At 35.8% G+C, this 25862-nt stretch carries 27 protein-coding genes; 8 read left to right on the plus strand and 19 right to left on the minus strand.

Features of this window, described 5'->3' with window-relative positions:
• Nucleotides 1-6 precede the first annotated feature (6 nt).
• A complete protein-coding gene (locus tag BW936_RS00710) occupies nt 7-645 on the minus strand; it encodes a 4'-phosphopantetheinyl transferase family protein (protein WP_076546413.1) in 639 nt (212 codons plus the stop codon).
• Between the two features lie 106 nt (nt 646-751).
• Here BW936_RS00710 and ahcY point away from each other — a divergent pair, with 106 nt between their 5' ends.
• Nucleotides 752-2068 carry an adenosylhomocysteinase gene (gene ahcY, locus BW936_RS00715; protein ID WP_076547921.1) on the plus strand — a complete coding sequence of 439 codons (1317 nt, stop codon included), beginning with the start codon at nt 752-754 and terminating at the stop codon, nt 2066-2068.
• A 71-nt stretch (nt 2069-2139) separates the two neighbouring features.
• Here ahcY and BW936_RS00720 read toward each other — a convergent pair whose 3' ends face one another.
• Complete coding sequence (locus BW936_RS00720; RefSeq protein ID WP_076546414.1) at nt 2140-2724, minus strand: DUF3332 domain-containing protein; 585 nt, start codon at nt 2722-2724, stop codon at nt 2140-2142.
• A 222-nt stretch (nt 2725-2946) separates the two neighbouring features.
• Here BW936_RS00720 and BW936_RS00725 point away from each other — a divergent pair, with 222 nt between their 5' ends.
• On the plus strand, nt 2947-3468 hold the full coding sequence (locus BW936_RS00725; protein ID WP_076546415.1) for a 5' nucleotidase, NT5C type: 522 nt from the start codon (nt 2947-2949) through the stop codon (nt 3466-3468).
• An 83-nt stretch (nt 3469-3551) separates the two neighbouring features.
• On the opposite strand, the gene rpmA is transcribed toward BW936_RS00725, so the two are convergent.
• From rpmA to BW936_RS00740, 3 genes are all read right to left on the minus strand, one after another.
• Nucleotides 3552-3812 carry a 50S ribosomal protein L27 gene (gene rpmA / locus BW936_RS00730; RefSeq protein ID WP_036157145.1) on the minus strand — a complete coding sequence of 87 codons (261 nt, stop codon included), beginning with the start codon at nt 3810-3812 and terminating at the stop codon, nt 3552-3554.
• Between the two features lie 41 nt (nt 3813-3853).
• On the minus strand, nt 3854-4504 hold the full coding sequence (gene rplU / locus BW936_RS00735; protein ID WP_076546416.1) for a 50S ribosomal protein L21: 651 nt from the start codon (nt 4502-4504) through the stop codon (nt 3854-3856).
• 97 nt (nt 4505-4601) lie between these two features.
• The gene (locus BW936_RS00740; protein WP_076546417.1) at nt 4602-5057 is read right to left on the minus strand and encodes a DUF4199 domain-containing protein; all 456 of its coding nucleotides are present in this window, start codon (nt 5055-5057) and stop codon (nt 4602-4604) included.
• Nucleotides 5058-5241: 184 nt separating this feature from the next.
• Between BW936_RS00740 and BW936_RS00745 the strand changes: the two genes are divergently transcribed.
• Nucleotides 5242-6564, plus strand: a complete 1323-nt coding sequence (locus BW936_RS00745) for a M16 family metallopeptidase (RefSeq protein WP_076546418.1) — start codon at nt 5242-5244, stop codon at nt 6562-6564.
• A gap of 8 nt (nt 6565-6572) precedes the next feature.
• On the plus strand, nt 6573-8645 hold the full coding sequence (locus tag BW936_RS00750; protein WP_076546419.1) for a M16 family metallopeptidase: 2073 nt from the start codon (nt 6573-6575) through the stop codon (nt 8643-8645).
• 70 nt (nt 8646-8715) lie between these two features.
• Here the strand turns inward: BW936_RS00750 and BW936_RS00755 are convergent, their stop codons facing one another.
• Together BW936_RS00755 and BW936_RS00760 are read right to left on the minus strand one after the other, a co-directional pair.
• Nucleotides 8716-9459 carry a head GIN domain-containing protein gene (locus BW936_RS00755; protein WP_076546420.1) on the minus strand — a complete coding sequence of 248 codons (744 nt, stop codon included), beginning with the start codon at nt 9457-9459 and terminating at the stop codon, nt 8716-8718.
• A gap of 75 nt (nt 9460-9534) precedes the next feature.
• Nucleotides 9535-10419 (minus strand): DMT family transporter, encoded by an 885-nt coding sequence (locus BW936_RS00760; RefSeq protein WP_076546421.1) that lies wholly within the window; start codon nt 10417-10419, stop codon nt 9535-9537.
• Nucleotides 10420-10935: 516 nt separating this feature from the next.
• Here BW936_RS00760 and BW936_RS00765 point away from each other — a divergent pair.
• Nucleotides 10936-11358, plus strand: a complete 423-nt coding sequence (locus tag BW936_RS00765; RefSeq protein WP_076546422.1) for a hypothetical protein — start codon at nt 10936-10938, stop codon at nt 11356-11358.
• Nucleotides 11359-11367: 9 nt separating this feature from the next.
• Here the strand turns inward: BW936_RS00765 and BW936_RS00770 are convergent, their stop codons facing one another.
• The 5 genes from BW936_RS00770 to mutY are packed head-to-tail and all read right to left on the minus strand — an operon-like array spanning nt 11368 to nt 15771.
• Complete coding sequence (locus BW936_RS00770) at nt 11368-12315, minus strand: pyridoxal-phosphate dependent enzyme (RefSeq protein WP_076546423.1); 948 nt, start codon at nt 12313-12315, stop codon at nt 11368-11370.
• Between the two features lie 9 nt (nt 12316-12324).
• A complete protein-coding gene (gene gldD / locus BW936_RS00775; RefSeq protein ID WP_076546424.1) occupies nt 12325-12885 on the minus strand; it encodes a gliding motility lipoprotein GldD in 561 nt (186 codons plus the stop codon).
• Nucleotides 12875-14203 (minus strand): gliding motility-associated protein GldE, encoded by a 1329-nt coding sequence (locus tag BW936_RS00780; protein WP_076546425.1) that lies wholly within the window; start codon nt 14201-14203, stop codon nt 12875-12877. The genes gldD and BW936_RS00780 overlap by 11 nt, the downstream gene beginning before the upstream one ends.
• A 20-nt stretch (nt 14204-14223) precedes the next feature.
• Nucleotides 14224-14694: a single-stranded DNA-binding protein gene (locus BW936_RS00785; protein ID WP_076546426.1), complete on the minus strand. Its 471-nt coding sequence runs from the start codon at nt 14692-14694 to the stop codon at nt 14224-14226.
• A gap of 27 nt (nt 14695-14721) precedes the next feature.
• Entirely contained in the window at nt 14722-15771 is a 1050-nt protein-coding gene (gene mutY, locus BW936_RS00790; RefSeq protein WP_076546427.1) for an A/G-specific adenine glycosylase, read from the minus strand.
• A 127-nt stretch (nt 15772-15898) separates the two neighbouring features.
• On the opposite strand from mutY, the gene BW936_RS00795 reads away from it, so the two are divergent.
• The 3 genes from BW936_RS00795 (at nt 15899) to BW936_RS00805 (ending at nt 18532) form a co-directional block, all read left to right on the plus strand.
• Nucleotides 15899-16189, plus strand: coding sequence for an HU family DNA-binding protein (locus tag BW936_RS00795; RefSeq protein WP_027065813.1), 291 nt, complete (start codon nt 15899-15901; stop codon nt 16187-16189).
• A 262-nt stretch (nt 16190-16451) separates the two neighbouring features.
• Entirely contained in the window at nt 16452-17999 is a 1548-nt protein-coding gene (locus BW936_RS00800; protein ID WP_076546428.1) for an Rne/Rng family ribonuclease, read from the plus strand.
• Nucleotides 18000-18055: 56 nt separating this feature from the next.
• Nucleotides 18056-18532 carry a regulatory protein RecX gene (locus tag BW936_RS00805; protein ID WP_076546429.1) on the plus strand — a complete coding sequence of 159 codons (477 nt, stop codon included), beginning with the start codon at nt 18056-18058 and terminating at the stop codon, nt 18530-18532.
• A 6-nt stretch (nt 18533-18538) separates the two neighbouring features.
• Here the strand turns inward: BW936_RS00805 and BW936_RS00810 are convergent, their stop codons facing one another.
• The 7 genes from BW936_RS00810 to BW936_RS00840 form a co-directional block, all read right to left on the minus strand.
• Nucleotides 18539-19411 carry a cupin-like domain-containing protein gene (locus BW936_RS00810; RefSeq protein WP_076546430.1) on the minus strand — a complete coding sequence of 291 codons (873 nt, stop codon included), beginning with the start codon at nt 19409-19411 and terminating at the stop codon, nt 18539-18541.
• A gap of 77 nt (nt 19412-19488) precedes the next feature.
• Nucleotides 19489-20583: a biotin synthase BioB gene (gene bioB / locus BW936_RS00815; RefSeq protein WP_076546431.1), complete on the minus strand. Its 1095-nt coding sequence runs from the start codon at nt 20581-20583 to the stop codon at nt 19489-19491.
• Nucleotides 20584-20672: 89 nt separating this feature from the next.
• Complete coding sequence (locus BW936_RS00820; RefSeq protein WP_076546432.1) at nt 20673-21866, minus strand: beta-ketoacyl synthase N-terminal-like domain-containing protein; 1194 nt, start codon at nt 21864-21866, stop codon at nt 20673-20675.
• 8 nt (nt 21867-21874) lie between these two features.
• Entirely contained in the window at nt 21875-23149 is a 1275-nt protein-coding gene (gene bioA / locus BW936_RS00825; RefSeq protein ID WP_076546433.1) for an adenosylmethionine--8-amino-7-oxononanoate transaminase, read from the minus strand.
• A 464-nt stretch (nt 23150-23613) separates the two neighbouring features.
• Entirely contained in the window at nt 23614-24231 is a 618-nt protein-coding gene (gene bioD, locus BW936_RS00830) for a dethiobiotin synthase (RefSeq protein ID WP_076546434.1), read from the minus strand.
• Between the two features lie 6 nt (nt 24232-24237).
• Entirely contained in the window at nt 24238-24621 is a 384-nt protein-coding gene (locus tag BW936_RS00835; protein WP_076546435.1) for a putative signal transducing protein, read from the minus strand.
• A 6-nt stretch (nt 24622-24627) separates the two neighbouring features.
• Nucleotides 24628-25785 carry an aminotransferase class I/II-fold pyridoxal phosphate-dependent enzyme gene (locus BW936_RS00840; protein ID WP_076546436.1) on the minus strand — a complete coding sequence of 386 codons (1158 nt, stop codon included), beginning with the start codon at nt 25783-25785 and terminating at the stop codon, nt 24628-24630.
• Nucleotides 25786-25862: the final 77 nt, after the last annotated feature.

A 25862-nucleotide genomic window follows, 5' to 3' on the forward strand; every position in this document is an offset into this window, starting at 1 on the left:
TTTAATTTATTCTTTATCTCTAGTAGCATATACACACGTAAACTGTTCAAATTCTAAAAATCTTATCTTATAATTAGACAAGTTTCCCTGAAAAATTATCTGGGCCGTGGTATTATTAGTATCGAACTTAAAATCCTGAACATTAATGTGATGTAAAAAGCTGACCCCCCTGTGTCCATATATTTTATAAAGCGACTCTTTAGCCCCCCAAACAATTGTTAACTTTCTAACTACCGCAGCTGTGTTCGCCAATGTTCTATACTCTTCAAATGGCGTAAATTTATGTGCTATACGTAGTATTTTATCTCGCTGCATTTCAATATCTATACCAACGTGTTCTGTTGAACTGATGATGATACCCGTAAAATTATGAGAATGTGTTATTGAAATAAAATTACCATCTTTTAAGTGGGGTTTCCCATTTTCATCATAAATCAAATCGGCATCTGTATAGCCATAATTGGCAAGCAAATGCCTAATACTTAAAAAAGCCTTTCGATGAAGTTCTGATTTCATGCCATTGAACCTATTTTGGCAATAGGGCGTGAGTGTTACTCCTAACCAAAGATTTTCTTCGGTCTCCTGAACCTTCCAAATTGCTAAGGAGGTTTCTTCATTTACTGTTATAGTTTTGTAAAGCGGCATGAGATTGTTCGTGTTATTCGTACCTTTGCCCGAAATATATTTCGCTTTCAACCAATTAAATATAGCTTTGCTACATTGGATTAACGAAAGTATAAAAAATAAAGATATGAGCACGAAAACTATTCCGTATGTGCCTTATAAGGTAAAGGATATCTCACTTGCCGATTGGGGAAGAAAAGAAATCGAATTAGCAGAAGCTGAAATGCCAGGTTTAATGGCACTGAGAGAAGAGTATAAAAATGAGCAACCTTTAAAAGGTGCACGTATTGCAGGTTGCCTTCACATGACCATACAAACTGCTGTACTTATTGAAACATTGACCGCACTTGGCGCAGATGTTACTTGGAGTTCTTGTAATATATTTTCCACTCAGGATCAAGCAGCAGCAGCTATTGCGGCAGCAGGTGTTCCCGTTTATGCTTGGAAAGGAATGAACGAAGAAGAGTTTGATTGGTGTATTGAGCAAACATTATTCTTTGGTGAAGACAGAAAGCCACTGAATATGATTTTGGATGATGGTGGTGATCTTACAAATATGGTATTGGATAAATACCCAGAAATGGCAGGAGACATCAAAGGGCTTTCTGAAGAAACTACAACAGGTGTTCACCGTTTATACGAGCGTGTAAAGAAAGGAACTTTACCTATGCCAGCCATAAACGTTAATGATTCAGTTACCAAATCAAAGTTCGACAATAAATACGGATGTCGTGAAAGTGCTGTTGATGCTATACGTAGAGCTACAGATACTATGCTTGCCGGTAAACGAGTAGTTGTTGCCGGTTACGGTGATGTAGGTAAAGGTACCGCTGCCTCATTTAAAGGCGCTGGCTCTATTGTTACGGTTACGGAAATTGACCCAATTTGCGCCTTACAAGCCTGCATGGACGGATTTGAAGTTAAAAAACTAGAAACGGTTATTGGTAACGCAGATATCGTAATCACTACAACCGGAAATAAAGATATTATTAGAGCTGAACATTTTGAAGCCCTAAAGGATAAGGCTATTGTTTGTAATATTGGTCATTTTGACAATGAGATCGATATGGCTTGGTTGAACAAAAACCACGGTAATACTAAAGATGAAATTAAGCCGCAAGTTGACAAGTACACTATTGATGGTAAAGATTTAATTATCTTGGCAGAAGGTAGATTGGTAAACTTAGGTTGTGCTACAGGTCATCCTAGTTTTGTAATGAGTAACTCATTTACAAACCAAACACTAGCACAGATAGAACTTTGGAAAAATAGTGCCAATTACGAGAATGATGTTTACATGTTACCTAAGCACTTAGATGAGAAGGTTGCAAAACTTCACTTATCTCGTTTAGGAGCTGAGCTTACGGAACTAAAAGATTATCAAGCCGATTATATTGGTGTAACGGTAGAAGGTCCTTTTAAACCAGAATACTACAGATACTAAGACATGGGTTTTAGAAACTAAAAAAGGTCCTGATATTCATCAGGACCTTTTCTTTTTTGCATTTTCCCAGATTAGTTATTTTCGGCCAACATACCTTCTAAATAGTAGCAATCTGTCTGCTCCTTAATTTGAGCCAATCCTTCTTCTTTAGAACTTAGCGCATTAATTTTAACTTCTTTTCCATTTGGCATATATACAATATAAAACCCTTCTTCAAAAGATGAAAGTTTAATAATCTCTCCATTAGGTCTAATGGCGTTCCATGATTTATCACCCGGCTTATAGACCAAATCTATTTTCTTTCCTTTTTTGGGACCATCAACAACAGTAACCTGCATTCTGTTCTTAGTAGCGGTCATTTCAAAAGTATTCCCATCTCTTTCTACCATTTGGGTTTCAGATTCACCTTCTTTCATGGCAATTGGACTAGAACCGCTCCAAAATTCAATAACGTTAAAGATGATAGCATCACCTATAAAGAACAATCCATATACCGGAATAATATTTAAACCCCAAAATACCAAGTTGTTTACAAATTTACTCTCAGAAACACCCTGGTTCCAATCTTTTAAATTATTGAACGCACTAAACGACCCTAAGCAACTAGAGAATAATAATGTACTCGCCATTGCTACACAAATAATTGATTTTTTCATGATATAACTTGTTTAGAATTAGGCTCGCAAAATAAGTACGATCTACCCGCATGGCTTCTCCTATTAATTTTATTGTTGACCCTAAAGATGTTTTACCTAAGTACTACATTAAATGATTGTTAAGCAGCCAATTATTTAGCTTCAAAATTCATAGTTTTAATTCTTCTATGGAAAGGTAGTTTTGCACGCTTACTTTTCTACTAATTAAATCTAGAACTATACATGATACTATTTGTTGACATGGACGAGGTTATTGCAGATACCTATGGCGCCCATATTGAACTTTACAACACTGAATTTAACGGAGAGCTTACTAAAGATTTATGCGCTGGTACTGAAGTATGGCGTATGGTACCAGAAGCACACCAAGAGAACATTCGTAACCACGCTAATAGAAGAGGCTTTTTCAGAAACCTAAAACCTATTACGGGCAGTCAAGAAATATTATCTCAACTTGCAGATAAGCATGAGGTCTACATAGCCTCTGCCGCCATGCAATTCCCTAATTCTTTAGAAGAAAAAAGTGAATGGTTAGATGAGCATTTTCCCTTTTTGCCTTGGCAAAATAGAATTCTTTGTGGTCACAAACATATCCTTAAAGGAGATGTTCTAATAGACGATAGAAGTTTTAATTTAAAAACTTTTGATGGCAGAAGCCTACAATTTACCTCGCCACATAATATAAATACAGCAGGTTTTGAACGCGTGAATACTTGGTTTGAGATCGGGGAAAAATTATTATAGTATACCACTATAGGCAATCATATTACTCCATAAAAAAACCCTCTTTAATACTAAAGAGGGTTTTTAAATAACTTGCTTAAAGCTTATGCTTCAAAAGGCTCTATGGAAACATATGATTTTCCACCAGCTTTTTTAGTAAACTTTACCAAACCATCTACACGTGCGTGCAATGTATGGTCTTTTCCTGCGTAAACATTTTCACCAGGATTGTGTCTTGTTCCACGCTGTCTAACGATAATGTTACCAGCGATAGCAGCTTGACCACCATAAATCTTAACTCCTAATCGTTTCGATTCTGATTCTCTACCGTTTTTCGAACTACCTACACCTTTCTTATGTGCCATTGTCTGAGGTTTTAAATATTATTATACTTTAATGGTTCAGCTTATTTAGCTACACCACCATCTAATTCGTCTTGCAATTTTTGTAACTCGTCCCATTTACCATCAGCAGCTAATTGTGCTTGTTTTGGCCAAGTGTCAGTTACGTGATTTCCACGTACGTCTGCTATAATTTCAGAAATTTTAGCTGCGTCTGTTTTTGCCAATTCAGCAAAAGTAGAAATACCTGCATTGTTTAAGGTTTCAGCAATTTTTGGACCTACACCTTCAATTTTTTTAAAATCATCACCTTTAGCGTTAGATTTCTTAGCTTTTGGTGCTGCCTTTGCCTCAACTTTTTTAGCTTTTGGTTCAGCTTTCTTAGTTTCAGATTTCTTTGCTCCTTTAGAAACAATAGACTCGATTACAATCTCCGTAAGAGACTGACGATGTCCATTCTTCTTTTTGTAACCTTTACGTCTTTTCTTATGAAAAACGATTACTTTGTCACCTCTTAGGTGTTTAACGACTTTAGCCTCTACTGCTGCTCCGTCTATAGCCGGGGCGCCGATAGTAACGTTCGATCCATCAGCCAAAAGAAGAACATTGTCAAAAGTAATTGTCTTACCTTCTTCTGCTTGTAAACGGTGAACGTACACTTTCTGGTCTTTTGCAACTTTAAACTGCTGCCCTGCCATCTCTACAATTGCGTACATATTGTTAAATGTAATGATTAAACCTGATGGATTTTTTCCATAGGCGGGTGCAAATATAAATCTTAATAGTGACTTTACAAGTGTTTTTTGGTAAATTTTACATGCGATTTAAACTTGTAGTGTTCGAAGTCTTAAATAGTTGCATAAAAGTAAGCGTCAACACTAAAGTAGAAGTAAAACCCATTACCGCCACCACTAGAAAAACAATGGCTTCAAAACTACGATAAGTATTAGCCCACTTAGTAGATAACTCTTCTAAAAAACCTGGCTGTAACTCTGTAGAATATACTGCAAAAAACAACGTAAATATTAAAGTTGCCACTCCGCCCGTTATTAAACCTGCCATGAAACCACCTGAATATGCAAAAGCTGTACCTTTTTCTAATTTGTAGTACTTTATGGCTTCATATATAGCAAAACCGGTAATGACAGCATTAAAAAGACTATAAAAGACATTTACGTGCAACTGAAGTAATGACAATATTAAAAAATAAGCAATTAAACAACCACTGGCCGCAACACCAAATCTAATAGGCAAGGCATAATTTTTCATAATATAGATGTATTTCTGTTTAGCCTTTTAATATAAACAATAAACAACAATTAATGTAAATTTATCTGTTAAAGAATACCTATATTGAAATCTATTCCCATAAAAACATAGAATCCTGTAACAAATTGAAATTAATGAACACCTATAGAACATATTAACTAAACACTAACCTAAACTTTATTAAATGAAAATGAGATTACTACTGGTTTCAGCACTATCCATTTTTGGATTTGCAAGCCTTGCACAAGAGGTTACTTATGAAGAGTACAACCTAGAAAATGACTTACACGTTATTCTACACCAAGACAATACCGCACCTATCATTTCTATCTCGGTATTATATCATGTAGGTTCTAGAGATGAAAACCCTGAACGTACCGGTTTTGCCCATTTTTTTGAACATCTTCTTTTTGAAGGTACTGAAAATATTGAAAAAGGGGAATGGGATAAAATAGTCTCTTCTAATGGCGGATCAGGTAATGCTACCACCAATGAGGATAGAACGTACTATTATGAAGTTTTTCCATCGAACAACTTAGAACTAGGACTTTGGCTAGAATCTGAAAGAATGCTTCACCCTGTTATTAACCAAAAAGGTGTTGACACACAAAATGAAGTTGTTAAGGAAGAAAAAAGACTACGTGTAGATAATTCACCCTACGGCAAATTCATTGAAAATATAAAGAAAAATCTTTTTCAAAGTCATCCTTACAAAGAAACGGTAATTGGTAAAATGGAAGATTTAGACGCCGCCACTTTAGATGAGTTCATAGCTTTTCAGAAAAAATTCTATTCTCCCAATAACGCTGTATTAGTTATTGCCGGCGATTTTGAGAAAGAAAATGCCAAAAAATTGATTTCAGACTATTTCAACGACATTCCAAAAGGAGCAGAAATCACCAGAAACTTCCCAAAAGAAACTCCTATTACATCAGAAATCAATGCAAAGGCTTACGACACCAATATTCAAATACCGGCTACTATGATCGCTTACAGAACTTCTGGTCTTAAGAATAGAGACAGCCAAGTTTTAGAAATGATTTCTACTTATTTATCTGATGGACCATCTTCAAAACTTTACAAGAAAATGGTAGATGATGAAAAACAGGCACTACAAATTGGAGCCATACCGGTTACTTTAGAAGATTACGGTATGTATATCGTCTTTGCACTTCCCGTAGGGGAGACTAGTTTAAGTACACTTAATACCTCAATTGAAGCTGAAGTAGAGAAACTGAGAAACAACCTTATCTCTGAAAATGATTATATAAAACTACAGAACAAGTTTGAAAATCAGTTTGTAAACAGTAATTCCAGCATAAAAGGTATTGCAGATTCCCTTGCTGCATACTACATGCTATATGGAGATACTTCTCTAATAAACAAAGAAATAGAGATTTATAGATCTATTACTAGAGAAGAGATCAAAGAAGTAGCTAACAAGTATCTAAAGCCCAACCAAAGATTAGTGCTAGAGTATTTACCTGAACAAAATTCCGCAAACTAAAATTGACTATGAAAAATACATATATATTATTACTAACTTTATTCTCTTGTATTGCTGTACAAGCACAGGTAGACCGTACGGTTATGCCTAAACCAGGACCTGCACCTGAAATTAATCTAGGAGTTCCGCAATCATTCAACCTCAACAACGGTTTAAAGGTACTTGTGGTAGAAAATCACAAACTACCTAGAGTTTCCATGCAATTATCCATAGATAATCCGCCAATTTTAGAAGGCAACAAAGCTGGTGTCGCAAGTTTAACCGGCAGTCTTTTAGGGTTGGGCTCTAAGAATATTTCCAAAGAAGCATTCAACGAAGAAATAGATTTTTTAGGGGCTAGACTTAATTTTAGCGCTCAACGCGCATATGCACAGTCACTTTCCAAATACTTTCCTAGAATGATGGAGCTTATGGCAGATGCCGCTATTAACCCTAATTTTACACAAGAAGAATTTGACAAAGAAAAAAATAAACTTATCACCGGATTAAAATCTGAAGAGAAGGTAGTTTCCTCTATTTCCGGCAGAATTCAAAGAGCCTTGGCTTATGGTAAAAATCACCCTTACGGTGAATTTACGACAGAAGAGACCGTAAACAATGTAACCCTAACTGATGTTGAAGAGTTTTATAGAGATTACTTTGTACCTGCAAATGCATATCTAATTGTTATTGGCGATGTAAACCTTGAAGAAGTAAAAACATTAACGGAGACTTACTTTACCTCATGGACCAAAGCTGTACCACCAAGCTTCTCTTATTCTCAACCTAAGAACGTACCAAATACACAAATCAACTTTGTAGATATGCCAAATGCGGTACAATCTGAAATAACCGTACAAAATATTGTCAACCTTAAAATGAGTGATCATGATTTTATCGCTGCTTTATTAGCGAATCAAATATTTGGCGGTGGTTCTGACAGTAGGCTAAACCTAAACCTTAGAGAGAACAAAGGCTATACCTATGGTGCATATTCATCTCTTGGCAATGACAAATACGGATCGTCAAGATTTGCCGCTTCCGTAGAAGTCAGAAATACGGTTACGGATAGCGCCGTAGTTGAAATATTAAAAGAACTTGAGCAAATCATTACTAAGCCTGTAACAGATGACGAGTTAAAAACTACAAAGGCAATTTACGCCGGTAGCTTCATTATGGCCTTAGAAAATCCAGAAACCATTGCCAGATATGCTCTAAATATCGAAAAAGAGAACCTGTCCAAAGATTTTTACAAAACCTTTCTTGAGAAACTAGATAAGGTTAGCAAGGCAGAAGTAGAAGCTGCCGCTAAGAAGTATTTTAATGTCGATAATGCCAGAGTGATCGTTGTTGGCAAGGGAAGTGATATTCTTTCCGGGCTACAAAACATAACCTTTAAAGGAAAGAAACTTCCGGTTCTTGCGTATTCTAAAACTGCGGACAGAGTTGAAACCCCAAATTACAATACCACTGTCCCTAATGATGTATCTGCACAATCCGTGCTTGAAAAGTACATGGAAGCCGTTGGCGGAAAAGAGAAACTTGAAAGCATCAATACTTTTGCCATGATGGCCTCTGCCGAAATGCAAGGAATGAAGCTGGAACTTACTATTAAGAAAACAACTGACCACCAACTGATGCAAGATATGCAAATGATGGGCAACTCTGTAAGCAAGCAAGTGCTAAACGGAAATAGCGGCTACATTATAGTTCAAGGGCAACGCAAAGATCTTGAAGAAAAAGAGATTACCGAATTTAAAGGAGAATCCACTCCTATCTCCGAGCTTCAATACCTAAAGGCCAAATCTATTTCTTTAGAAGGTATGGAAATGATCGGCAACAAAAACACCTATAAAATAATGATCAATGAGAAAAAATTTGCTTTTTATGATGCGGAAACCGGATTGAAACTACAAGAAGTGACTATTAATGAAATGCAAGGACAACAAATTTCAAGCACCTCTAATTTTGAGGATTACAAAGAGGTATCAGGCATTTTGTTCCCTTTTAGAATTACACAAACCGTAGGACCACAATCATTTGAATTTACGGTTTCTGAAATTAAAATAAACGACGGTGTTTCTCCTGCCGATTTTGAATAAAATTATAAAACCACTATTAAAAAACCCGCTACATAGCGGGTTTTTCGTTTCCATATATTAGGTTAAATACTTATCCTATTTTTCTAATTGTCGCCTCTCCAATAATTATCCCTTTATCTACTTCTGGGCTGCCAGTATAACTCACGTTTGTTTCGCCATAGCAAGTTACCTTTAATCTGTCAACGACATTCACTCTAAAGTTACTTTCACCGTAAGCGGTAATCTTGGTTTCTTCTGCCACCATACCTTCCGTGTTTACCTCACTTTCTCCGTATGCCCTAAATACTTGGCGAGCAACGCTACCTTCACCAATTTCCAAATAACTACTACCATAGATCGCTACCGTTAATTCATCTATGGAAACCGCACCAAAATACACTTTTGCTTCGCCATATAAGGACATTTTAAAATCATCGGCATTAAACAGGTTTTTACACCTTACTATTTCTTCACCTCTAATAGATAAATTTTCCAGTTTTCTATAGGTTACCGTAACAGAAGCCTTTGTACCATTATAAAGAGATTTACTGCCGCGCCATTGATCAGTAGAAATCCGTTCAGATTTCGTTACTACTTTAGCACCATCTAAATATATACGTAAAGTTCTACCCTCTACTTCTACATTAATTTTATCTAATGAAACCTTAGCATTATCTATAACCACACTTTCTTCTTCCCCCTGCACTAGATTCACCTCTATATGCGGACTAACAATTAACTTATCAAAAGATTTTACGTTATACGATTTTTCCTGAGCTTGGGCACCACCAACAATACAGACGACCGTAAGCAGGGCAAATATTATTTTTTTCATGATTTCTGTTTTTTTTGATCAGTTCTATACAAAGACAAGCTAAAGTTACTTTTGTTACAGTACGTATAACTATTTCTACAGAACTATTACCTTTTTTCTATTTACAAGCCATACACCCAACAAGATAATTAAACCGCCCAATAGCTGAAGAACACTTATATTCTCCCCATCTAAAAAACCCCAAAGCACAGCTACCAGTGGAATTAAATACGTTACAGATGCCGCAAATACAGGACTAGATAATTTTATCAATTTATTGAAGAGAATATTTGCCAAGGCGGTTCCCAAAAAAGCCAAAGCCATAATATACCAAATTGCTTCATGCATAGCACTATCCCCGGTAAACTGCTGAAACAATCCCGTACAAATCAATATTATCAAAGCCGGGAAAAAAGCAACTCCGAAACTAGCCGTTGTAACTGCTAACGGTGTCAAATGAGATAAATATTTCTTAATGATGTTGATATTAAAAGCATAACCCAACGCAGCAAAAATTATAAACAAAGCATACCAATAGTTCTGGTTTACATTATTCTCCATGCCTGCAGCAATTAACACTACGGTACCAAGAAGACCTATTAGAACCCCTAACACTTGCCTTCTTTTAAGTGAAAGTCCAAAAAGAGCCAGTCCTACCAAAGTAGTAAATAACGGCGCCACAGAATTTAAAATCGAAGTAATACCACTACTTATTTCTGTTTGTGCCAAGGCAAAGAAAAAAGGCGGAAAAAACGAACTGCACAATCCTGCGATACCCACCCATTTCCAATCGGTTTTTGAGAGTGTTTTCAAAGATTTATAACCAAAAACAAATAACAATGCAGATGCAAATATGATTCTTAACCCTCCTACCTGAAGTGGTGTATAGCCAACTAAAGATCTTTTTATCAATATAAAGGAAGAACCCCATATAAGTGATAGCATTACTAAATAAAACCATTTTTGATCTATATTCTTCACTTTTCAAAATTTAGGACAAAATTGAGGTTTTTTCCAATCAAACCAATCTAATATCCATGTATTTCGTCATTGAATCTAAATTTACATATTCGGCATCTTTGCCCAAATTCATCCTTCTAGGCATCCCTATTCATAACACATAATCAACCTAATATCATGAAGCTAAAACTATCAGCTATATTACTGACCATATCTTCATAAGCAACCAACAACTCTTTAACCCAAAAAACTCTTACTTGCCCCGCAGAATTTATTACATAATGGCAACAGTACTATTTCAATTACGATTGAAGGAATGAGGTGATAAAATGGTTACACTACTAAAACCAACTTCTAATGTAATGGAAAGTCATAGTATCATTTCTTCCGCTATTAGTTTTGAAAAATGAAAACGGATTTATAACTTTTGGCCTAAACTATTTTTACAGAGAAAAAAGGCAAAGGCTATAATTACCAATACCAAAGTAAAAGAATATATTTACACTTTCACATCTATTACCCTTCAATATAACTAATATGAAAAAGATATTTTACTCACTTACCATAGCAACATTTTTAACGTTCACCTCATGTAAGGAAACCAAAAAAGCGGAGGAGCCTTCTAAAATGGAATACGTAATGAGCATTCATGATGAAGTGATGCCTAAAATGGGAACGCTAGGAAAATTAGTAGGGCAACTAAAGCCTATGGCAGACTCTCTTGGAGCAGAATCTGTTGAATTCAAAGCAATGAAAGACCTTCAAAAAGCCAATAAATCTATGATGGATTGGATGCAAGGTTTTGGCGATCGTTTTGATGCCGAAGAAATAATGAATGGCAAAGAACTTTCTGCCGAAAAGAAAAAATGGCTTGCCGAAGAGGAAGAAAAAGTAAAACAAGTGAAAGAGAATATCAATTCTAGCATAGCAAACGCAGAAGAAATTCTAAACAAACAATAAAACTGGAACTTAAAAGGGCAATTTAGAGAGATCTACGTTGCCCCCAGAAATTATAACCCCAATTTTCTTATTCTGAAATCCTTCCGGTTGTTCCTTTACCTGTTTTAAAACTGCAGCCACGGTAACCGAACTAGAAGGTTCTATGATAATTTTCATACGTTCCCAAACCAGTTTCATTGCAGCTATAATTTCATCTTCCGTGACTCTCACGATACCTGAAACCAACGCTCTTATAATAGGAAAATTCTTATCACCTAGCATTGTTTTTAATCCGTCTGCAATGGTATTAGTGGTTTCATTACGTTCAATTTTATCACTTACCAAAGAACGATAGGCATCGTCTACCTCATATGGCTCAGCACCGTAAACTTTACAAGTATCAGCAAAATATTTTGCCGCCAGCGCAGTACCTGCAATGAGTCCGCCACCACCTACCGGGCAAAAAATAAAATCTAAATCCGGTTGTTTTTCCAGCAACTCTAACGCGGCAGTACCCTGACCCAAAATAACATTATTATCATTGGAAGGATGTACAAAGGTTGCTCCCGTTTTTACTCCTATTTCATCCGCTAGCGACTGCCTTGCTTCTACCGTAGGCTTACACTCGTATATTATGCCTCCATATTCCCTTACTCCCGCTTTTTTAACTTCTGGCGCGGTATTGGGCATTACAATATGTGCAGTTACACCCAAGCTTTGAGCAGCAAGCGATAAAGCCTGGGCAAAATTACCTGACGAATGGGTTACTACCCCTCTTTTCTTTTCTTCTTCTGATAATTGTAGAATGGCATTAGCAGCACCTCGAATTTTATAGGCTCCCGCTCTTTGAAAATTTTCGCACTTAAAAAACACTTGAGCATTGACTTCCTTGTCAATTGATCTTGATGTTAGCACGGCTGTATTGTGAACAAATGGGATTATTCGTTGATGACAATCTAAAAGTTCTTGTTTTGTCATCACATCTATTTATTTTTTCCAACGAAGGGTTTCTATTATTCCTCTAATATCATTTTGAAGATATGATGCCGCAGGAAGAATGGAATCATAGTTAGGTTTCGTATAAAAATAAACGGAACCCGTTAAAAAATGCTCTGTACTATCCGTTACAAAAAATTGAGATTGCGAAGCCGCATTACCTTGTACCTCAAATAAAGCACCGTAGATTTTCTCATCAGGATTCACATATGGCTGCTCTACTATATTATCTGCCTTTGCAGCATGTTCATAACTAAGTCTTTTAGAATCAATGATCAGTTGAGACAAATTACCGTTAATCTTTTTATAGCTTAGAAAAATAGCGCCTTTCATCTCCGGGTAAGAAATAGTATAGGCTTGATCGCCGCTTAGACCTGCATTTGCCAGTTGATTGTATTTAAAACTGAAGTTCTCTGTTTCAAAATCAGCCAATTCACCCTGAGGATATTCTAATCGCATTTTAGCTTTTGGCTTAGGCAACACTTGTTCTTCTTTACAGCTGACCATCAATAGAAATACTACCAAAAAACCAACCAACAACTTATTCTTCATGTGGCAAGGTTACTTTTATCTGTTTCAATCTTTTCTTGTCCATTGCCTCAACTACAAAGGTATAAGAGTCAAAAAGAATCTTTTCTCCACGTCTAGGAAAACTTCCTGCCTTTTCTAAAACAAAACCAGCCAATGTTTCTGACTCCCCTTTATTTTCCTCAAAATTATCAGTGTCTTCCAATTTAATAACCCGGTAAAAATCTTTTAACGGTGTCTTACCTTCAAACACGTAATTATGATCATCCAACTTTGAGAAAATTAAATCTTCATCATCGAACTCATCACTGATATCACCTACAATTTCCTCAATTATATCCTCTAAAGAAACCAAACCAGAAGTACCACCATACTCATCAACAACTATTGCCAAGTGATTTTTCTTCTCTTGAAATTCACCCAACAAATCATCTAACTTCTTATTCTCTGGCACAAAATAAGGCTCTCTTATCAAGGTCATCCAATTAAACGTTTTTCTATCTAAATAAGGCAATAGGTCTTTAACATATAAAACTCCCTTTACCGTATCTATATTGTCCCCAAAAACCGGAATTCTTGAATATCCATTTTTCTTAATTTCACCAAGAACTTCAGGAAACTTCATGTGCTCATTAAGGGCAAAAATATCTATTCGAGGTCTCATCACCTGCTTCGTATCTGTATTACCAAAAGTTACGATACCCTCTAAAATCTTTTTCTCTTCTTTAGTAGTATCACCTTGAGAAGTTAAGTCCAAAGCTTGTGACAACTGATCAATACTTAAACTAGATTTCTGTTTTCCAAGCTTATTATATAAAAACAACGTACCTGAACGCATAGGCAAACTCAATGGTGAAAAAATAAAGTCTAACACTCTTAACGGATAAGCCATTAAATGCGTAAAACTCATTCTATTTCTATTGGCATATACCTTTGGTAGAATTTCACCGAACATTAAAATTAGAAATGTTGCTACTACAACTTCCAATAAAAAACGTACTGACACTACCCCGAACAATACTTGGCTCACATTATTAAAAAGAGTATCACCGATAACACTAAACAATAAAACTACACCAATGTTTATAGCGTTGTTCGCGATCAATATGGTCGCCAATAATTTTTTTGGTCGCTCTAACAACTTAATCAATACAGCACTTTTTGCAGATTTTTGGTCTTGTAACTCTTTAATTTCTGTTGGCGATAAACCAAACATAGCTACTTCTGCTCCAGAAATAAGTGCAGAGCAAACAAGCAGTACACAAAGTACAACTATATTCATTGTAAAAACACCGTTTACAACCAATGTTGTCATCAAAAACGGTAAGGGGTCTGGGTCCAATAGGTGTTATTTAAATTTTATTAGAACGGTAAATCATCATCCTCTTCTTGACTTGTAGGAGCAGGAGCAGATGCCTTAGAAGGTGCATTATTTTCAGTACTTGTCGGTTTTTGAGCAACAGGCGCAGAACCACCATTATTCTGCATACCTTCTTTCTTAGTAGTCAAAAATGTAAATTCTTGCACATGTACCTCTGTTGAGTACCTGGTATTGCCATCTTCTCCTTGCCATTGGCGATTTTTTAATCTACCTTCTACATATACCTTATCTCCCTTACTTAGGTATTTTTCACAGATTTCAGCAGCTTTATTTCTAACTACTATATTGTGCCAATCTGTATTTGTAACACGCTCACCAGTAGATTTATTGGTATATGTCTCATTAGTAGCTATTGGAAACCTACCAATACTACCGCCTCCCTCAAAATAATGCATTTTAACTTCGTCGCCTAAATGCCCTATTAACATCACCTTATTTAATGTACCGCTCATAACTTAAAGATATAAAAATCAAAAGTACTAAAATTTAAATGCTTTGATAAAATCTGCGATTAAAACCGGTACAGGAAAATGTGTTATTTCCCTAACCGGAATCATATCATTAAAAGTGTCATTGGTATACACCAACCAAAACTTTGTGTACAAATGCTGATGAGATAATTTATGCACTACAGCATTATCATTAAAAACTAATACCTCTCTAGATTTTATATCTTTAAGTACCTCTTTATACTTGATAGTAACCTCCTCTATTTTTAGGACATCTTTTGATTCCAACAAAGGAAATTCCCAGAGATTCTGCCAAATACCTTTTCCGATCCTTTGATTTAATCTGGTAAATTGGATCCCTTCCGCATCCTTATATATAGGTATAAGATAATTAAAGTATCTATTGCGTACTTTTGTTTTCTTTAGCTTTACCGGTAAATCATTTACCAAGCCTTTTTCCAAGGCAACGCAACTATCACTTAAAGGACAAAGCAAACATAAAGGCTTTTTTGGCGTACACTGTATTGCACCAAACTCCATGATACCTTGGTTGTAATCTCGTATCGCCTTTTCATCCATGACTTTTTCAGCCAGAGTTTTAAAATACTTAATACCCTCGGTACTATTAATAGGAATATCAACACCGTAGTACCTAGCGAGTACCCTATACACATTTCCATCTACTACGGCCTGCGGTTCATTAAAACATATAGATGAAATGGCACTGGCAGTATAGTCTCCCACCCCCTTTAATGTTAAAAGTTTCTTATAATTATCCGGAAACTCACCTCCATATTCATCCACAACCATTTTTGCTGCTGCATGAAGATTTCTAGCCCTTGAATAATATCCTAATCCCTGCCATAATTTTAAAACTTGCTCTTCATCTGCATTTGCAAGATCGGCAACAGTAGAAAAAACCTCTGTGAACCTTAAGTAATACGGGGTTCCCTGAGCAACTCGCGTCTGCTGAAGTATAATTTCTGAGAGCCAAATTTTGTAAGGATCTATAGTTTCACGCCATGGTAAACTGCGTTTATTTTCATGATACCAATCTAATATTTTACTGGAAAATGACATGCTCTTGTATACTAAGTTATAAAAGTAGCAGTTTATACACTTAAAATTAACTCATTAGAAAGAAAGATTGAATTTAATTTATATATTTGCATCCCGAAAAAACATACAGAAAATCTAATATTGAAAGATGACGAAAGCGGAAATTGTATCGAAGATCTCAGATAAACTGGGAATTGAAAAAGGAGATGTACAGGCAACTGTTGAATCTTTTATGGAAGAGGTAAAAACATCATTAGAAAGTGGCGACAATGTTTACCTAAGAGGTTTTGGTAGTTTTATCATTAAAACTAGAGCCGAAAAAACCGGTAGAAATATTTCCAAAAACACAACTATTAAAATACCCGCTCACAACATTCCAGCATTTAAGCCTGCAAAGGTTTTTGTAGAAGGAGTTAAGAGCAACGTACACGTAAAATAATTAATCTTAAAAAAAGAACTTTATGCCAAGCGGTAAGAAAAGAAAGAGACATAAGGTAGCCACACACAAGCGCAAGAAGCGTAGAAGAGCTAACCGACACAAGAAAAAGTAGTTTTATAACTACTTTTTCTTTTTAAAACACGTTCATTGACATAGAGATCCATTATTTGGGTTTCGGCAGATACTATGGTATTTGTCTATGGTATTGTTTAATCAGTTCGTTCCCTATTTTAATAGGTGCAACGACTAAAAATATATTCAGGTGAATAGAGAATTAATCGTAAGATCTAGTTCCAAATCTGTTGACTTTGCCTTGCTAAAGGACGGAAAACTCACTGAACTACATAAAGAAGAGAATAGTAACGACTTTTCTGTTGGCGATATTTTTCTTGCCAAAATCAGAAAACCGGTTACCGGTCTTAACGCAGCGTTTGTTAACGTTGGTTATGAAAAAGATGCTTTCTTGCATTACCACGACCTTGGTCCGCAATTATCTTCAATGTTGAAGTTCATAAAACAAGTGAGTACCGGAAAACTAAAGGATTTTACTTTAGGAAATTTTCCTTTCGAGACCGATATTGACAAAAACGGTGTTATTACCGATGTCATTAAAGCGAACCAATCATTGTTGGTTCAAATTGTTAAAGAGCCTATATCTACTAAAGGACCAAGAATTAGTTCTGAGCTATCAATAGCTGGGCGCTATTTGGTAATGGTTCCTTTCTCCGATAGAGTATCAGTATCTCAAAAAATAGGTAGTAAAGAAGAGAAAGACAGATTAAAAAGACTCGTTAGAAGCATTAAACCAAAAGGTTTTGGTGTCATCATTAGAACAGTCGCAGAAGGACAAAAAGTCGCAGAACTGGACAAAGATCTAGAAAACTTGCTGAACAAATGGACAGCAATGTGCAAAAAATTACATCGTGCCCAAACACCATCAAAAGTATTTGTAGAGCTTAATAGAGCATCTTCTATTTTAAGAGATGTGTTCAATGATAGTTTTACAGGAATACATGTTGATGACGACACCCTATATCAAGAAATTAAGGATTATGTGTCAGAAATTGCTCCCGAAAAAGAGAGCATCGTTAAGCACTATAACACCAATGTTCCTATTTTTGAAAAATTTGGTATTGAAAGGCAAATTAAAACGTCTTTTGGCCGTACTGCCGCAATGAGCAAGGGCGCCTATTTAATTATAGAGCATACAGAAGCACTTCATGTTATAGATGTAAATAGCGGCAACAGATCTAATAAAGCCAAAAACCAAGAAGATACGGCCCTAGAGGTAAATCTTTTGTCCGCATCAGAAATTGCAAGACAACTGCGTCTTCGTGATATGGGCGGAATTATTGTGGTAGATTTTATTGATATGGTAAAACCACAACATAGAAAAAGGCTTTTTGAACATCTTAGAGATGAGATGAAAGATGATCGTGCCAAACACAAAATACTACCTCCTAGTAAATTTGGTTTAATTCAGATTACCCGACAAAGGGTACGACCTGAAATGAATATTAAAACAACTGAAGAGGACCCTAACAATGCAGGGAAGCAGGTGGAAGCACCTATTGTTTTAATAGATAAAATTACAGCGGACCTTGAAAAACTTCTTAAAGGACCTGCAAAAGACAACAGTATAACACTTAATATACACCCGTTTATAGCAGCCTATATTACAAAAGGTTTTCCATCAATGAGAACAAAATGGTTCTTGGAATATAAAAGATGGATTAAAATTCAACCGCGTGATGCGTATACGTATCTTGAATATCGTTTTAAAAATAAAGACGGCAAAACAATATATTAATGAAAAAAGCGATTTCCTTACGGAGTCGCTTTTTTTGTTTACTATTTTTGAAAAATATGAACCAAAAATTAAAAGGATACACTGTTCAGGAAGCTACTAAAAAGATAGAAAGTTACTGTGCTTACCAAGATCGCTGCCACAAAGAAGTGGTTTCCAAATTGAAAGATATGGGCATGATTCCATTAGTAGTTGATACTATAATTGCCCAACTTATTGAAGATCGATTTTTAAATGAAGAGCGCTTTGCCAAAAGTTTTGCCCGTGGTAAATTCAATATTAAAAAATGGGGGAAAAACAGAATTGTAAGGGAATTGAAATTTAGAGACATCTCCAAATATAATATTACCACTGCTTTAAAAGAAATTGAACCAGAAGCTTACTTAACAACCTTAGATGATTTAGCTCATAAAAGATTGCAACAAATTACCGAAACCAACATTCAAAAGCGAAGAAAAAAACTAGCAGATTACCTGCTATACAGAGGCTGGGAAAGTCACTTGGTTTATGAAAAACTACAGGAACTTATAAAATAAAATCCTTTAGTTTTCTGCCAAAATTCCATTCTTCTTATTTGTTCTGGAAATAGCTTCTTTATTCTTCCAGTCTATCCAATCTTGCCCTTTTAGCTTGCGCATCAATACATCATAATAACGCATTATAAAGATGTTATATGATGCTTTAGCCAAGTTTCTAGGACTACGCGCCAGCGCCCTTAAACTCATTGAAAAACCAGGGGTATTGTATTTCATATAATGCCAATAACCTTCTGGCATATACAAAACTTCTCCATGGGATAGAGTTGTTCTAAATCCGTTGGCATTTTTTAATGCCGGCCACTTATCATAATCAGGATTCGAGAAATCTATGCTCTCATGGGTAATTAGAGAATGTGGAACTTTATAAAGTTTTTCGGTTTCCGACTGCGGAAAAAGTATTACCTCTTTTTCCCCATCAAAATGAAAATGAAAGATATTTGCCAAATCTATATCATAATGCATGAAGGTATAGGAGTCTCTTCCTCCAAAAAACAACATGGGCAAACCTTTCAATAACTTTAGTCCAAAGTTTGGAAAAGTATAATCCTTCTGTAAGGCAGGTACTTCTTTTAAAATATTCCAAAGAAAGATGCGATACTTAGTGGGCTCTTTCTTTAGCAAATCAACATACTCTGCCATTTTCATTTTGGCATGTGGCTCATTAAAACCATCTTTATGTTGCACCGGTCTATTATCATATAAAGGCACGGTAATATCACCAGCTACCTTTTTTATATAATCTAGATTCCACTTACCATAAGCAGGCCAGTCTTCAATTGCCTGTTCTAAAACAACAGGTTTTTGAGGCTTAAAGTAATCGTTAATAAAAGTGTCCTTGGTAATATGTTTTACCCTGGGAATATCTGCTAACTTCAATTACTAATGGTTTTTTAGGGAAATCAAAGGTAATTAACGTTAAGAAAATAATTTCTTAAAAATCTATTAATGTAGTATTAGTCGGCAATTTTAGCCTTTTGTTTTGCATTTTCATTACGTTCAATAGCGTGTCCCGGTCTAGACCATTTTGGCTTCTCCCCCAAAGAATTTAATTGAGAATCTTCAGCTTCAACCGTAGCTGGCTGTGACACTTTGGTGAATGGCTTCTGAGGGTTTAAACCTAACATTTTAAACATTGCCATATCTTCATTTACATCAGGATTTGGAGTCGTCAATAACTTATCTCCTGCAAAAATTGAGTTTGCACCGGCAAAGAAACACATTGCCTGCCCTTCTCTACTCATTTCAGTTCTTCCTGCAGACAAACGCACCTGAGTCTCTGGCATTACAATTCTTGTAGTAGCCACCATGCGTATCATGTCCCAAATAGAAACCGGCTCTATATCTTCCATTGGCGTTCCTTCTACAGCCACTAATGCATTAATTGGAACTGATTCCGGTTGCGGATTCAACGATGTTAAAGCCACTAACATACCTGCCCTATCCTCCAATGCTTCACCCATACCAATAATACCACCACTACAAACGGTCACATTACTTTTACGAACATTTTCAATAGTATCTAAACGATCCTCAAAGGCACGCGTAGAAATAACATCCTTATAGTAATCTTCTGAAGTATCTAAATTATGATTGTAAGCGTATAAACCTGCTTCTGCCAAACGTTTTGCCTGATTCTCGGTAATCATACCCAAGGTACAACAAACCTCCATATCAAGCTTATTAATGGTACGCACCATTTCTAACACTTGATCAAATTCTGGACCATCTTTTACGTTTCTCCATGCAGCTCCCATACACACACGAGAACTACCAGATGCTTTTGCCCTTAGCGCTTGAGCCTTTACTTGAGAAACCGCCATAAGATCGTTACCCTTAATATCTGTATGGTAACGAGCTGCTTGCGGACAATAACCACAATCTTCTGGGCAACCGCCAGTTTTTATAGAAAGTAAGGTAGAAACTTGGACCGTATTGGGGTCGTGATTTTTCCTGTGTACCGTTGCAGCTTCATAAAGTAGCTCCATTAACGGTTTGTTATATATTTCTAGGATTTCTTCTTTTGACCAATTATGTCTTGCTTCGCTCATATAATCTTAGGTTGTTACCAGGGTTCAAAAATAACTGAATTTAAATTGAAATAATAATTGGAGGCTTTTAAATTACCAATATCAATAGGCTATTCTTTCTTAGATATTAAAATACTTACCGCATTACCGCCAAAACCAACCGCGTTTATCATTATTTTTCTTAGCTCAGTATTTCTAGTATTTGATGCTACAAAGGGGACTGAAACCATCTCATTATTCTGCAACATCAATACTGCCAACTCTAAATTCAGCATACCTGATGTAGCAAATGTGTGGCCTATTTTCCATTTATTAGTAGTCAACCGAGGACTGTTCTCGCCAAAAACTTCTTTAATGGCATTATATTCTGATGAATCTCCTTTTATAGTACCTGGTGCATGCATGACTATGACATCTACCTCAGCGGGATTTATATTACCCAAAGCCATTTTCATTGATTTTTGAAAACACACGGCATTTGCAGATATAGAAGTGTTGTGTTTTAATTTTTCCGTAGCATAACCTACACCTACAATCACTGCCAAGGCATTTTTTACAACTCCCGTTTCTAGACAAGCAACAGATGCCGCTTCGCCTAAAATCATAGAATTATACTCTTTTTCCATGTTCAAGGCTTGGCAAGGGTAGTTTCGGTTATGCTCAACTACCAAAGCAGAATTTGACTCAGATGCTTTTGCATAAATTTTTAATGCCTTCATTTGTGCAATCGTAAAATTGGTCAATGGAGCTTCACTGGCACCTACCAAAAACCTCTTTGCCATACCGCTATTCAACCAAGCTACTCCGTTCAACACCGAATGCAAACCTGTTGAACAGGTGATGGAATGTGATATTTCTGGACCAGTCGCCCTTAAATCATGAGATACCCACGATGATATATTACCAAGGGTAGTAGTTGGAGAACTTAAAGTTGATGTTACACCAGTATTTAAATACTCTTCATGGTACTGCTCAAATAATTTGGTTGCACCCCTAGAGGAACCCATGTTTATTCCAAATTCCGAGGCATTATTCCAACCGGATTGCTCTACCGCCAGTCTTGATGCTAACATGGCAAACAACACACTATCATCTAACTTTTTGTACTTGCTATCAGACTCCCTTAATTCTTCTACCTTTAACTTTGCAGCTGCGGATAAGGAGGCCACCCACGTTTGAACACCATTCATTTCTGCTAATGAAAAATAATGGTCGTTATTCTGATATGCGTTCCAGGTTTCTTCTAATGTGCTTCCTAAGGGAGAAAGAGAAGCCATGGCCGTTATGGATATTTTTTCTTTCAATTTCTTGACTAAAATGTATTTAACGCTTCGGATATAGTATCGTAAACCTTCTGAAGTTCTTCATTGGTAATTACAAATGGAGGCAATACGTAAACGGTATTCCCTAATGGTCTAAGAAGCACGCCCTTTTCCAGAAAAAAGCTATACAACTCATCCCGTAAATTACCATAGCGTTCCGTTTCAATATTGAGGTCAATGGCCAAAATTACACCCATGACCCTAACCTCTTTTACGCTTTTATGATCTTGAATTTTGTCCGCGAATGAATTATGCAAATTTTCAATACTAGCTCTCCTCTCTAAAATCTCTGATGAATTTAAAAGTTTAATCCCCGCCAATGCCGCTGCACAACCCATTGGATGCGCGCTAAACGTATGGGCATGAAAAAAGCCTTTATGCACCTCTTCACTTAAAAAACGATTATATACTTTCTGTGAACAGCTGGTAATACTTAAAGGAAACATACCTGCCGTTAATGCCTTGCTTAAACAGATTACATCTGGTTTGTTCTCTAGATTATCTGAAGCAAAATTCTTTCCTGTTTTACCAAAACCGGTCATTATTTCATCGGCAATACACAAAACCTCCTGTTCTTGACAAAGACCTATTAAAGCATCTAATCCTTCTGTAGAATGAAATTTCATACCGGCAGCGCCTTGCACTAAAGGTTCAAAAACAAATGCGGCACAATCATTTTCCGCTAAAATTTTTGAAAGCGTGCTTTTTACTTCTTCAATATTATCTCCTTGTGGAACAGGAATTCGTACCACCTTTAACAAAAAATCTTCAAACGGACCGTTGTAAGATGATAGTCCAGATGCACTCATGGCACCAAAGGTATCGCCATGAAAACCGTTTTCAAAAGCTATCAAGGTATCTCTCTTTTCTCCGTTATTGTGAAAATACTGCAACGACATTTTTATTGCCGCTTCAACTGCGGTAGAACCATTATCATTAAAGAAAATCTTTGCTTGATTACCAGGCAATATCTCCATTAATTTTTCTGACAACTCAATTGCAGGTTCGTGTGTGAGACCGCTGAACATTACAAAATCTAAGGTTTGCATCTGCTTGGTAACGGCAGAAACAATGTGCTCATTGGCATGACCATACATTACGGTGTACCAAGATGCTATTCCGTCAATATATTCTTTCCCTTCTTCATCAAACAATAAAGCTCCTTTTGCCCTAGTAATAGGTAATTGAGGTTTACCCAACTTATGCTGGGTCAATGGATGCCATAAATATTTTTTATCTCGACTAGATAGATTTTCCTCTTGCATAGAATTTATAATTCTTCATTTTATCTATCATGCAAAGTTCGGGAAATAAACTGCAACAAAGAGACGCTCCTGAAAGAAACGTAAAAGGATTTTCTTTTTATGTCTAAATGCCTGCTACCCTGCTATCCGCATTTCTCTTTTGATTTACTGTACTATTCTTGTTTTTTCTATAGAGATAATATTGGCCAAGAAAAAAGCACTTTCATTCTTAAAAAAATTGCTTCCACCTAAATACGCTACACTACTTACTCTAAACCAGATAATTATGGGTTATAGTATCGCATTAGCAGAAATCACCATTCTATTTAGCTTTTTCTTAGGTTCCCTTTACTGAGGGGTATTTTAAAAATGCCAATGAGCTACACACAACCTCTCATGAAGAATGTACTTGTCAACTTTAAAAAGAACTTAGCTATACTTCAGCTTTAAACAACGCATACAGTCTTTTTCTGATTATCAGGTGATTATAATGTTTTTAAAACATCCCGAAACTTATCTGCATATTTTTTGATAATCTCTTTGGTGAATTCTTTTTCTTCATCTATTCTACCAATTGAAGATACCCCTGTCTTACTTAAGATTATATTTTCAGTGTGTAAATTTTCATCTCCACTGAACAATACCGTAACCTCATAACCTTTGTGCAGCAACCATTTTATAGTCAATAGCGAATGATTTATACTGCCCAAATAATTTCTGGAAACTACAACAACCTTATAATCTGGCATAATGATATCTAACATCGTATCCTCATCATTTAAAGGAACTAAAATACCACCTGCACCTTCAATGATCAAACTATTATCTATTTGTGGTTCATTAATATGGAATCTATCAATCTTAACACCTTCTACCTCCGCTGCTGCATGCGGACTCATTGCTGATTTTAGGTTATAGCTACTTTCGTGAAATCTAGATTTGCCATTAGATATTAACCTTTTCACCTTATCGGTGTCAGTATTATCTAAATCACCGGCTTGTACAGGCTTCCAATAATCTGCTTGTAATGCTTCTGTAAAAATTGCGGATGCAATAGTTTTACCCACTTCTGTTGAAATTCCTGTTACAAATATTTTCTGCATGGTTTTTTACTTTGATTTAGTGATCATTCCACAATGTAGGCACTTATATTTTCTTTTTTCAAAAAATGGAAAAAGTTTATAAAATAATCCTGTGCCGTTATAATATGGTTCTGATTTTTGAGCCTTACAATTAGGACATACAATAGCCCTACCTTTGTTATCAATTGCGTAAGCCCTTATTTCATTATAAATGGCAATTGCCCTTTCTTTATCCTTTGTATACACTTGTAACTTAACACCACCAATGGCATTACTTATTAAAGGGTCTGAATTTAAAGTGTTTTCATCTTTTAGAAAAACAGGTACACCTTCTGATTCTAATTTACCTTTTACTATTTGCACATCTGCCACATATTCAAAAGAAGCCAACTGATAAAATTTTTCTGCCATATTTTATTAAATAAAGTTAGCCAATAATTTTACCAACAAACCAATTTCTTCTTTAGAATTGAAACTATGCAAACATATTCGTATTCGCTCTTGCCCCTCGGGAACGGTAGGCGATAGAATTGCTTTAATATGAAAACCTTTATCTATTAATTTTTTAGATACCAACTTGGCTTTTTTAGAACCGCTAATTATACAAGCTTGAATTGCTGTATTACTAGGTATAAAATACTCTTCTATCTTATGAATCTCTAGCTGATGTTTAAAAAAAGCTATATTTTTCTTTAATAGCTCACTTGACTCTTTTCCCAGTTCACCTATAAATTTATGGGCCGTAATAATAGTTGCCAATGTATGCGGCGTTAACGCAGTTGTATAAATGAATGGTTTAGCAAAATTTATCAAATATTCTTTTAAATTCTCAGAACCTAGAATAGCGGCACCATGACAGCCAAAAGCCTTACCAAAAGTTACCGTTCTTGCGAAAACGTCTTTTTCAAGACCTAATTCAGGTATTAATCCTTCGCCATTTTTTCCTAAAACACCAATGGCATGAGCTTCATCTACCAATAAGTTATAACCATTAGATTTTGTAAACTTTGCAAAAGTTTTTAAATCCGGTGAGTCTCCGTCCATAGAAAAAACACTTTCGGTCACTATATAAACAACACTATCCTCGTATTTATTTCTAGGCACATTTATAGCTACTTTCTCTTTTAGGCTTGATAAATCGTTATGAGAAAAACTGTACGCTTTTGCATGGCTCATTCGTATACCTTCCCGTATACTTGCATGAATAAATTCATCATAAAACACCATATCCCCTCTTTGGGGCAAAACACTAAAAAGCCCCAAGTTGGCATCATAACCAGAATTAAATACCAAAGCAGCTTCAGATTTATAAAAATTTACCAAAAACGGCTCTAACTGATCATAAAATTTATGATTGCCAGACAGAAGCCTAGATCCTCCAGAACCGTTTGAAGCCACACTTTCCGTTAGCAAAAATTGAAATGTTTTGGAAAATAAGCTTTCATTATTAGAAAAGCCTAAATAATCATTGGATATAAAATCTATTAAACCCTCTGTAGCATTTAACGTACGAAAAGTTTCTTCTTTTTTACGAATTGCTAAAGCACGTTGTAATTTTTCTGATAGTTGGCTCATAGCGCAAAAATAACTTTTCTATAAAATAGATTTTTACCTGATAAACGATTTTCTAAAATTTTAACTATGATATTAAC

Source organism: Maribacter ulvicola (genome assembly GCF_900155985.1).
Classification (GTDB): domain Bacteria; phylum Bacteroidota; class Bacteroidia; order Flavobacteriales; family Flavobacteriaceae; genus Maribacter; species Maribacter ulvicola.

Excerpts from the sequence above, each read along its gene's own strand:
- BW936_RS00710 (WP_076546413.1), bottom strand. The coding sequence starts at position 645 with ATGCCGCTTTACAAAACTATAACAGTAAATGAAGAAACCTCCTTAGCA.
- ahcY (WP_076547921.1), top strand. The coding sequence starts at position 752 with ATGAGCACGAAAACTATTCCGTATGTGCCTTATAAGGTAAAGGATATC.
- BW936_RS00720 (WP_076546414.1), bottom strand. The coding sequence starts at position 2,724 with ATGAAAAAATCAATTATTTGTGTAGCAATGGCGAGTACATTATTATTC.
- BW936_RS00725 (WP_076546415.1), top strand. The coding sequence starts at position 2,947 with ATGATACTATTTGTTGACATGGACGAGGTTATTGCAGATACCTATGGC.
- rpmA (WP_036157145.1), bottom strand. The coding sequence starts at position 3,812 with ATGGCACATAAGAAAGGTGTAGGTAGTTCGAAAAACGGTAGAGAATCA.
- rplU (WP_076546416.1), bottom strand. The coding sequence starts at position 4,504 with ATGTACGCAATTGTAGAGATGGCAGGGCAGCAGTTTAAAGTTGCAAAA.
- BW936_RS00740 (WP_076546417.1), bottom strand. The coding sequence starts at position 5,057 with ATGAAAAATTATGCCTTGCCTATTAGATTTGGTGTTGCGGCCAGTGGT.
- BW936_RS00745 (WP_076546418.1), top strand. The coding sequence starts at position 5,242 with ATGAAAATGAGATTACTACTGGTTTCAGCACTATCCATTTTTGGATTT.
- BW936_RS00750 (WP_076546419.1), top strand. The coding sequence starts at position 6,573 with ATGAAAAATACATATATATTATTACTAACTTTATTCTCTTGTATTGCT.
- BW936_RS00755 (WP_076546420.1), bottom strand. The coding sequence starts at position 9,459 with ATGAAAAAAATAATATTTGCCCTGCTTACGGTCGTCTGTATTGTTGGT.
- BW936_RS00765 (WP_076546422.1), top strand. The coding sequence starts at position 10,936 with ATGAAAAAGATATTTTACTCACTTACCATAGCAACATTTTTAACGTTC.
- BW936_RS00770 (WP_076546423.1), bottom strand. The coding sequence starts at position 12,315 with ATGACAAAACAAGAACTTTTAGATTGTCATCAACGAATAATCCCATTT.
- gldD (WP_076546424.1), bottom strand. The coding sequence starts at position 12,885 with ATGAAGAATAAGTTGTTGGTTGGTTTTTTGGTAGTATTTCTATTGATG.
- BW936_RS00785 (WP_076546426.1), bottom strand. The coding sequence starts at position 14,694 with ATGAGCGGTACATTAAATAAGGTGATGTTAATAGGGCATTTAGGCGAC.
- mutY (WP_076546427.1), bottom strand. The coding sequence starts at position 15,771 with ATGTCATTTTCCAGTAAAATATTAGATTGGTATCATGAAAATAAACGC.
- BW936_RS00795 (WP_027065813.1), top strand. The coding sequence starts at position 15,899 with ATGACGAAAGCGGAAATTGTATCGAAGATCTCAGATAAACTGGGAATT.
- BW936_RS00805 (WP_076546429.1), top strand. The coding sequence starts at position 18,056 with ATGAACCAAAAATTAAAAGGATACACTGTTCAGGAAGCTACTAAAAAG.
- bioB (WP_076546431.1), bottom strand. The coding sequence starts at position 20,583 with ATGAGCGAAGCAAGACATAATTGGTCAAAAGAAGAAATCCTAGAAATA.
- bioA (WP_076546433.1), bottom strand. The coding sequence starts at position 23,149 with ATGCAAGAGGAAAATCTATCTAGTCGAGATAAAAAATATTTATGGCAT.
- bioD (WP_076546434.1), bottom strand. The coding sequence starts at position 24,231 with ATGCAGAAAATATTTGTAACAGGAATTTCAACAGAAGTGGGTAAAACT.
- BW936_RS00835 (WP_076546435.1), bottom strand. The coding sequence starts at position 24,621 with ATGGCAGAAAAATTTTATCAGTTGGCTTCTTTTGAATATGTGGCAGAT.
- BW936_RS00840 (WP_076546436.1), bottom strand. The coding sequence starts at position 25,785 with ATGAGCCAACTATCAGAAAAATTACAACGTGCTTTAGCAATTCGTAAA.